Origin of the sequence: Actinomadura geliboluensis (assembly GCF_005889745.1) — a bacterium.
GTDB classification, from domain to species: domain Bacteria; phylum Actinomycetota; class Actinomycetes; order Streptosporangiales; family Streptosporangiaceae; genus Spirillospora; species Spirillospora geliboluensis.
This window is the reverse complement of the sequence record NZ_VCKZ01000420.1, coordinates 1-7576: the sequence shown is the minus strand read 5'-3', so window position 1 is coordinate 7576 and position 7576 is coordinate 1. Positions and strand designations below refer to the sequence as shown.

Annotated in this window: 8 protein-coding genes; 5 read left to right on the top strand and 3 right to left on the bottom strand. The window is 73.5% G+C overall.

Annotated elements, in window-relative coordinates; translation table 11 throughout:
• The first annotated feature begins 134 nt into the window (after window positions 1-134).
• Entirely contained in the window at window positions 135-1556 is a 1422-nt protein-coding gene (locus ETD96_RS37110) for a hypothetical protein (RefSeq protein ID WP_138641188.1), read from the top strand.
• Window positions 1553-2695 (top strand): ARPP-2 domain-containing protein, encoded by a 1143-nt coding sequence (locus tag ETD96_RS37105; protein WP_138641187.1) that lies wholly within the window; start codon window positions 1553-1555, stop codon window positions 2693-2695. The genes ETD96_RS37110 and ETD96_RS37105 overlap by 4 nt, the downstream gene beginning before the upstream one ends.
• Here the strand turns inward: ETD96_RS37105 and ETD96_RS37100 are convergent.
• Together ETD96_RS37100 and ETD96_RS37095 are read right to left on the bottom strand one after the other, a co-directional pair.
• Window positions 2688-3500: a PIG-L family deacetylase gene (locus tag ETD96_RS37100; protein WP_138641186.1), complete on the bottom strand. Its 813-nt coding sequence runs from the start codon at window positions 3498-3500 to the stop codon at window positions 2688-2690. The two genes, ETD96_RS37105 and ETD96_RS37100, sit on opposite strands and share 8 nt — an antisense overlap.
• A gap of 86 nt (window positions 3501-3586) precedes the next feature.
• Window positions 3587-4441, bottom strand: a complete 855-nt coding sequence (locus tag ETD96_RS37095; RefSeq protein ID WP_138641185.1) for a class II glutamine amidotransferase — start codon at window positions 4439-4441, stop codon at window positions 3587-3589.
• An 89-nt stretch (window positions 4442-4530) separates the two neighbouring features.
• Here ETD96_RS37095 and ETD96_RS37090 point away from each other — a divergent pair, with 89 nt between their 5' ends.
• The 3 genes from ETD96_RS37090 (at window position 4531) to ETD96_RS37080 (ending at window position 7010) form a co-directional block, all read left to right on the top strand.
• Window positions 4531-5031, top strand: coding sequence for an HAD domain-containing protein (locus ETD96_RS37090; RefSeq protein ID WP_138641184.1), 501 nt, complete (start codon window positions 4531-4533; stop codon window positions 5029-5031).
• Between the two features lie 108 nt (window positions 5032-5139).
• Window positions 5140-6147 (top strand): methyltransferase, encoded by a 1008-nt coding sequence (locus ETD96_RS37085; RefSeq protein ID WP_138641183.1) that lies wholly within the window; start codon window positions 5140-5142, stop codon window positions 6145-6147.
• Between the two features lie 101 nt (window positions 6148-6248).
• On the top strand, window positions 6249-7010 hold the full coding sequence (locus tag ETD96_RS37080) for an SDR family NAD(P)-dependent oxidoreductase (protein ID WP_138641182.1): 762 nt from the start codon (window positions 6249-6251) through the stop codon (window positions 7008-7010).
• Window positions 7011-7041: 31 nt separating this feature from the next.
• Here ETD96_RS37080 and ETD96_RS37075 read toward each other — a convergent pair.
• On the bottom strand, window positions 7042-7576 hold a 535-nt coding region (locus tag ETD96_RS37075; protein ID WP_138641181.1), incomplete at its 5' end, for an NUDIX hydrolase.

Below are 7576 nucleotides of genomic sequence, written 5' to 3'. Positions count from 1 at the left end.
GTGTTACGGTTCGGGAGCCGGCCGCGGGACTTCGGTGCGACTTCCGGAACCCACCTTTGAAGTGATGATTCGCCAGCTCGCGCTTCCCTTCCCCGGCCGGCGCCCCCCATCGCCCCCACCGAGCCCGGGAAACCATGAGCGAGACGTTCGCGGACCTCGTCGCGTGCGAGGACGTGCTGATGTTCGTCAACGCGGCGATCACCTCGACCGGGCAGCGGGAGTTCCACGGCGACGCGGCGGATCAGCGGCTCAGCCTCGGTTTCCTGCACGAGTACATGCTGGAGAACTACCGCGAGGTCTACGCGGCCGCGCTGGCGCTGGACGTCAACGACCACAACGCGGCGATCATCATCCGGAACCTGCTGGTGCGGGCGGGCGATGTCGCGGTCGAGCGGCGCAGGCGCGAAGGGCTGCTGATCGCGCGGCGGCTGGAGACGATGCCGCAGCAGCGCGTGTACCGGGTCTTCCGGGACCTGCGGCGGCTCGGGGTGAACAACCGGCGGACGCGCGCCATCATCCGCGACTGGATGGCCGGGCGCCGCGACCCCGCCTTCGACTTCGTGAAGTACCGCGGCGCGGTGAAGGACGTCGCGCGGCACGCGCACCTGCGGCTCGAACCGGAGCAGCACTCCTTCCTGTTCGCGCCGCGGTCGGTGAAGGCGTTCCAGACGCCGATCTTCGAGCGGTGGCGCCGGGCGCACTACGAGCAGGCCGCCGTCTACGAGCTGCCGTACACGGTCGCGGAGGGGTTCGCGGCCAAGCACGGGATCCCGCGCCAGATGTTCCTGGAGCGGATCGAGCACCGGATGACCCGGCTGGAGCGGCTGCGCATGCAGGGCGCCGGCGTCTCCGCGGACCTGGGGGAGATGCCGCTGACGCGGCTCGCGTCGTACGTGCTGTCGCTGTCGCTGGACGAGCGGTCCGCGCGGCGCGCCGAGCTGTCGCGGGCGCTGCGCACCGCGGCCCGGCGGGTCGCCGGGGCGGCGCGCGGGTCGTGGGGCCGGGTCGCCGCCGTGCTGGACGACAGCTACTCCTCCCTCGGCTCGGGGGAGAAGCGGCGCCGCCCGCTGGCGGTCGCGCTCGCCGTGCACTACCTGCTGGAGGCGCTGGCGAAGGACTACACGCCGCTGTGGACGTCGGGCCGCACCGACGAGCTGCTGCTCTACCCGTCCGGCCCGACGCCGCTCGGCCTGCGGATCATCGACGCGCTGGACACCGCCCCCGAGCGGCTCCTCATCGTCTCCGACGGCTGGGACAACGCCCCGCCCGGCCTCGCCGCCGACGTGCTGCGGGTCTGGCGGACCCGGCTCGACCCGGGCCACCGGGTGGCGAACGGCCGGCGGACGCTGATCGTGCACCTCAACCCGGTGTACGACGCGGAGGGCTTCGAGGTGCGGCGGCTGGCCCCGGCCGTCCCGACGGCGGGCATCCGCGACGCCGAGAACCTGGCCACGCTGGTGGAGCTGGCGCGGTTCGCCGAGGGGCGGGTCGGGCTCGCCAAGCTGCAGGCCCACCTCGACGACCGGGCCGCCCGGTTCCTGGGAGCTCCGGCATGACCTTCGACCTTGAGGGACTGGAGACGGGCCCGGCGCAGGCGTGGGGTTCGGTGCGGCTCGTCCCGCTGATCCGCGACGAGCCCGTCCCCAACCTGCGGCTGCACCGCAAGGTGTACGCCGAGCCGGTGTCGGTCGTGGACGTGGGCGACGCGTACTACGTGTCGTTCGTCCCGCACGCGTTCGTGGCCGCGTGGGACGACGGCGACCAGCTCCCGGGCGCCTCCTACGGGACGCGGCTGCTGGACCGCGCCAGTGAGCAGGCGCCGCCGCGCATCCCGGTGCGGGTCGTGCGGCGCATGGCGCGGAAGGCGGACCGCAACCGGCTCCGCTTCCTGCCCCTGCACCTGGCCGTCGAGGGCTACCTCGCGCTGCACTTCGGCGGCCCGGAGATCGCCTGGGAGGAGTGGGCGCGCCGGGCCGTCGCCCGGGGCCTGTCGCCCCGCTGCGAGGAGACCTACACCGGGCACCGGGTGCGGGGCCTGGAGGACGCGCTGAGGATCTTCGAGATCCATCCGGGGCAGTGCGGCGTCATGGTCTACGTCGCGGACTCGCTGGCGAGCGCCTTCGTCGTCCCGCACCCCGACGACTACCGGGCGCTGCACCCGACGCTGGTCGAGGACCTGTTCGGCGAGCTGATCTACATGTACGGGCTGCTGGGCGCGCCCGCCGGCGACCTGTCCGCCCGCATCGACGGCACCGGCATCCGCACCCTGGCGGACCTGCGGGCCGCGGCCGAGATCCAGCGGGAGGAGTGGGCGTCGTTCCACGACGCGGTGATGGCCGGGCAGCTGTTCGACGAGGACGGCACCCGGCAGGTCGTCCAGCACCTGCACGGGTTCGAGCTCGCGCGGTTCCTGCCGTCGTTCGCGCTGCGCGGCGAGAACCACATCGGCGAGACGATCACCGACGGGGACGGCCGGGTCGCCTACCTGAAGTCGTTCCGGCTGTCGGACACGCAGGTCAGGCGCGGATACCTGCTGCGCAGGCTCGCCGAGCACGACTGGCGGCTGAGCGCCGCCGCCGCGGCCCTCGGCACCGACGAGGGGGCGCTGGCGCTGCGCCTGGAGCGGGCGGGGTTCGGGTACCTGCTGCGGCAGGACGTCCTCGACCACTACCGGGCGCAGCGGCGGGCTACCTGAGGCCGGCGAACAGGTCCTCCTCCTTGTCCGGGGCCTCGACGCGGCAGAAGTGCCGGACGAACGCCTCGTACGAGAACGCCGCGCGCTGCATCTCCTCCGGCATCCGCAGCAGGAAGATGTTCTCGCCCTGGCTGGCGTGCGCCTCCAGGGCCTTGCGCTTGGCGTCCACGTGCGCGGAGACGTCGACCGCGCTGGTGATCAGCTCGTCGGGGGTGCCGAAGTCCTCCGGCGGGTCGAAGTCGATCTCCACGCCGGCCTCCCGGACGGCGTCGAACATCTGCTTGATGCCCGACCGGGGGATGGCGGTGTAGTACAGCTTGTCGGGCACGCCGGTCCGCTCCGCGGCGGCCAGCGCGATGCGGTGCGCCTGGATGTGGTCGGGGTGCCCGTAGCCGCCGTTCTCGTCGTAGGTGACGACCACCTGCGGCCGGTACCGCTCCATCAGCTGGGCGAGCCGCCCGGCGGACTCGTCGAGCGGGACGTTCGCGAACGCGCGCGGGTCGTCGTTGGTCGCCCAGCCGTCCATGCCGGAGTCGCGGTAGCCGAGCAGCTCCAGGTGATCGATGCCGAGCAGCGCGACCGACTCGCGCAGCTCGCCGAGGCGGCGCCGCGCGACCTCCTCGGCGTCGTGGCCGGGCTCGCCGGGCTTCACGCCGCCGGAGTCGTCGCCCTGCTCGCCGTTGGTGCAGGTGACCAGCACCGTGCGGATGCCCTCGGCGGCGCTGCGGGCGAGCAGGCCGCCCGTTCCGAGCACCTCGTCGTCCGGGTGGGCGTGGACGGCCATCAGGGTGAGTTCGTGCGTCATCCGGGCTCCTCAAAGGGTTTCGGCCGTCCACCCTACGTCCGGTCGCGCGGAGTTGATCACACCTGGGCCGAGCACACCCGGGTCGTTCACACCTGGGAGGTGGATTCCGCCGGCGACAGGTCCGCGACCGTCAGCGGGTGCGCGGGCGCGTCGAACGGGAACGCCGAGGTCGCCCGCAGGCCGTCCAGGATGAGCAGTTCGCCGGGGGCGAGGAGCCGCCAGCCGGGGTCGTCGTCCATCCGCTCGCTGGCGATGACGACCGCCGGGCACGCCTCCCGGTGCGCCGCCACCCGCACCTGGCCGGGCTCGTGGTCGGACGCCAGGTGCCGGGCGGGGCCGGGCTTCTCCAGCGTCGGCGTGAGCACCCACAGCTCGTGGGTGTCCGGGTAGCGCAGCGCCCACAGCCGCCGCGACTCGGCGAGCAGGACGTTCAGCGCGAACACGGGCAGCTCGGCGGCGATGCGGCGCACCGCCGCGACCAGCCCGGCGGTGGTGTCGCCGTGCCGCCGGATCTCCGCGGTGACGTAGGCGAAGACGAGCTCGGAATCGGTCTGGCCCTGCATCAGCGCCCGGTCCACGTCGGTGAGCCACGAGCCGAGGCCGTCGAGGCCCCGCACCACGCCGTTGTGGGCGAACAGCCGGTCGTCCATGACGAACGGGTGCGAGTTGTGCACGTCCGGCGCCCCCGTGGAGGCGTACCGGACGTGCGACATGAACGTGTGAGACACGATGTTGCGCGCCTCGGCGTTGAAGTCGGCGTCCTGGAACGCCGCGATCGGCGCGCGGTCGCGGACGGGCTCCTCGCCGAGCGAGAACCAGCCGAGCCCCGTCCCGTCCGGCATGCGGCGGGACTGGAACTCCAGGCTCTCGGGCGCGTCCAGCAGCCAGAACGTGGCGTGGACGCGCGGCCCGCCCGTGGTCATCCCGAACAGTCGGCACATGCCCGGAGGATGCCCGCCCGGCGCCCTCCGGAACACGGCGCGCGAAATGACCTTCGACCCCGGGCCCGCGATGACGTACCGTCCGGTGTATGGGGTCGCCGGTGGTGCTGCTGGACGTCGACGGGGTGCTCAATCCGTTCGAGAGGCCCCATCGCGGGTTCAGACGGCACCAGTGCTCGCCGAACGGCATGCGGTTCAAGCTCTGGCTCAACCCTGCGCACGGCCCGGCGCTGCTCCAGCTCGCCGAGTCGACCGGCGCCGAGCTGGCCTGGGCGAGTTACTGGTGCGGCCACGCCAACGGCTGGATCGCGCCCAGGATCGGGTTGCCGGAACTGCCGTTCGTCCCGATCCCGTCCTATCCCGGCAGCGCGGAGGGCCGCTCGCTGGGCGCGTGGAAGGCCCGCCACGTGGCGGCGTGGGCGGAGGGCCGCCCGTTCGTCTGGTTCGAGGACGAGCCGGACGCCACCGAGTGCATCGCCGGCGAACCGGGCGTCGCCGAGCACCTCCTGGTGGAGATCGACCCGCTCACCGGGCTCACCGACGAGCACCTCGGCATCGCCGAGACCTGGCTCCGCGCCCTCGGCCGCTGACCCGGCGCCCACGTGGGCGCCCAGCCTGGTGGGGAAGGTTCCATTCGTCCAAGACGGCGTACGGCGGGGGTCCGTAGCGTCCTCGGACGAACGGAAAAGGAGCCGACGATGTCGAGATCACCATTGCTGGACGCGGCCTTCGGATACATGCCGGCGCAGATCGTGCACACGGCCGCGGAGATAGGCGTGGCGGACGCCCTGGCCGACGGGCCGAGGTCGAGCGGGGAGCTGGCGGAGGCGACCGGCACCCATGCGCCGTCCCTCCTCCGCCTGCTGCGCGGCCTCGTCACCCTGGGCGCCGTCGAGCAGAAGGAGCGGGACCTGTTCGCGCTGACCGCCGAGGGGCAGCGCCTGCGCGCGGACGCGCCCGACTCGGTCCGCGCCCTGATCAGGCTGTTCTGCGGCCCCGAGGTGTGGCGGACGTGGGGCGACATGACCGGGACGCTGCGCACCGGCGAGCAGGCGTGGAAGCGCGTGAACGGCCGGACGTCCTTCGAGTACTTCGCGACAGACCCGGAGCTGTCGGCGACGTTCAACACGGCGATGGCCGAGCACACGCGCGCGGTCGCGCCCGAGATGATCGGGGCCCACGACTTCTCCCGCTACGGGACGGTCGCGGACCTCGGCGGCGGCGACGGCACGCTGCTCGCCGCGATCCTGCGCGCGAACCCGGGCCTGCGCGGGCTGCTGTTCGACCTGCCCGCCGGCCTCGACGCCGCGTCCGGCACGCTGGCGGACGTCGCCGACCGGGCCGAGATCGTGCCGGGCGACTTCTTCGAGTCCGTTCCCGCCGGTGTTGACGCCTACGTGCTCAAGAGCGTCCTGCACGACTGGAGCGACGAGAAGGCCCTCGCCATCCTGCGGAACATCCGCGCGGCGATGGAGCCCGGCGCGCGGGTCGTCGTCCTGGAGCAGGTGATGCCGGAGATGGTCACGCCGGAGACGGCCGGCGTCGTCCGCAACGACCTCAACATGCTCGTCGCCACCGGCGGCCGCGAGCGCTCCGAGGCCGAGTTCCGGGACCTGCTGGACGCGGCCGGGTTCACCGGCGTCTCGTTCACCGGGCCGCTGCCCCCCTCCTCCTACTACGTGATCGAGGCCGCGCCCGCGGCCTAGCGCCCCGCCGAGGGCGCTCGCACCGGGGGCCGCTTACCCCGGCACACCTCGAACGTGCAGGATGGACCGTGGTAAGCGACCCCTGACGAAGGAGTGCCCCCATGAGTCCTCTCGCCGGCCGTACCGCCCTGGTCACCGGAGGCAGCCGCGGGATCGGCAGGGCCATCGCGCTCGCCCTGGCCGCCGACGGGGCCCGGGTGGGCATCGCCTACCGGCGGGACGAGGAGGCCGCCCGCAAGACCGTCGCCGACATCGAGGCCGCCGGCGTGGGCGGCCGCGCCTTCCGCGCCTCGGTCGACAGCGTGGACGACTGCCGCGGCCTCGCCGGGCGGGTCGAGGAGGAGTTCGGCTCCCTCGACATCCTCGTGCACAGCGCCGGGATCGCCAGCCGCGGCAACACCGTCGCCGACACCGACCCGGCCGAGCTGGAGCGGGTCATGCGCGTGCACGCGTTCGGCCCGCACCACGTCAGCCAGGCCCTGCTGCCGCTGCTGCGCCGCGCCGAGCGCGCCGACGTCGTGTTCGTCTCCAGCGTGATCACCGACATCATGCCGCCGTTCGGCGGCCCCTACGCGATGGGCAAGGCGGCGATGGAGGCGCTCGCGCAGGTCCTCGCCAAGGAGGAGCGCGGCAACGGCATGCACGTCAACGTTGTCGCGCCCGGGCTGGTCGACACCGACATGGGGCGCCGGCTCGTGCGCGCCACCGCGGGCGTCGAGGACATCCGGCAGCAGGACGCCATGTCCCCGTACGGGCACGTGTGCTCGCCCGAGGAGGTCGCCGACGTCGTGCGGTTCCTCGTCTCGGACGGCGCGTCCTACGTCACCGGGCAGCGCATCGTCGTGGACGGCGGCACCTTCTGAGCCGGCGGCCGTAGGGCGCGAGCGGGCCGGGTCAGTTGCGCGTCCAGTCCGGCTGGGCGAAACCGGCGACCCGGGCGGGCCTGCCGAGCAGCACGACCTCCCGGAACTGCCACAGCATCGCCCCGGTCGGGGCGTGCACGCGCCACCTCGGGCCGAGCCGCATCTGCAGGAGGCTCCCGCCGTCCGGCTGCGGGACCCAGTGCGGGGTGTCGTCGTCCGCCAGCCTTCGCAGGCTCGTGTAGTGGACGGAGTGGACCTCGTCCGGGCTCGGCGCGAGCGGGCCCGGATCCCGCAGCGCCACCACGATCGGGGTGATCGCGAATCCGGAGCTGGCGGGGAAGTCGTCGAGCCGGCCGAGGACGTCCGCCGGCCCGGCGGCCAGCCCGATCTCCTCGTGCAGCTCGCGCAGCGCCGCCTCCTCCTCGGTCTCGCCGTCCTCCAGCCGCCCGCCCGGCAGCCCCCACTGGCCCGCGTTCCGCCCCCGGTAGGCGCGCTTGATCAGGATCACCGACGGGACGCCGCCGTGCTCCACCGCGCACAGCACGACCCCGGCGCGGCGCAGGCCG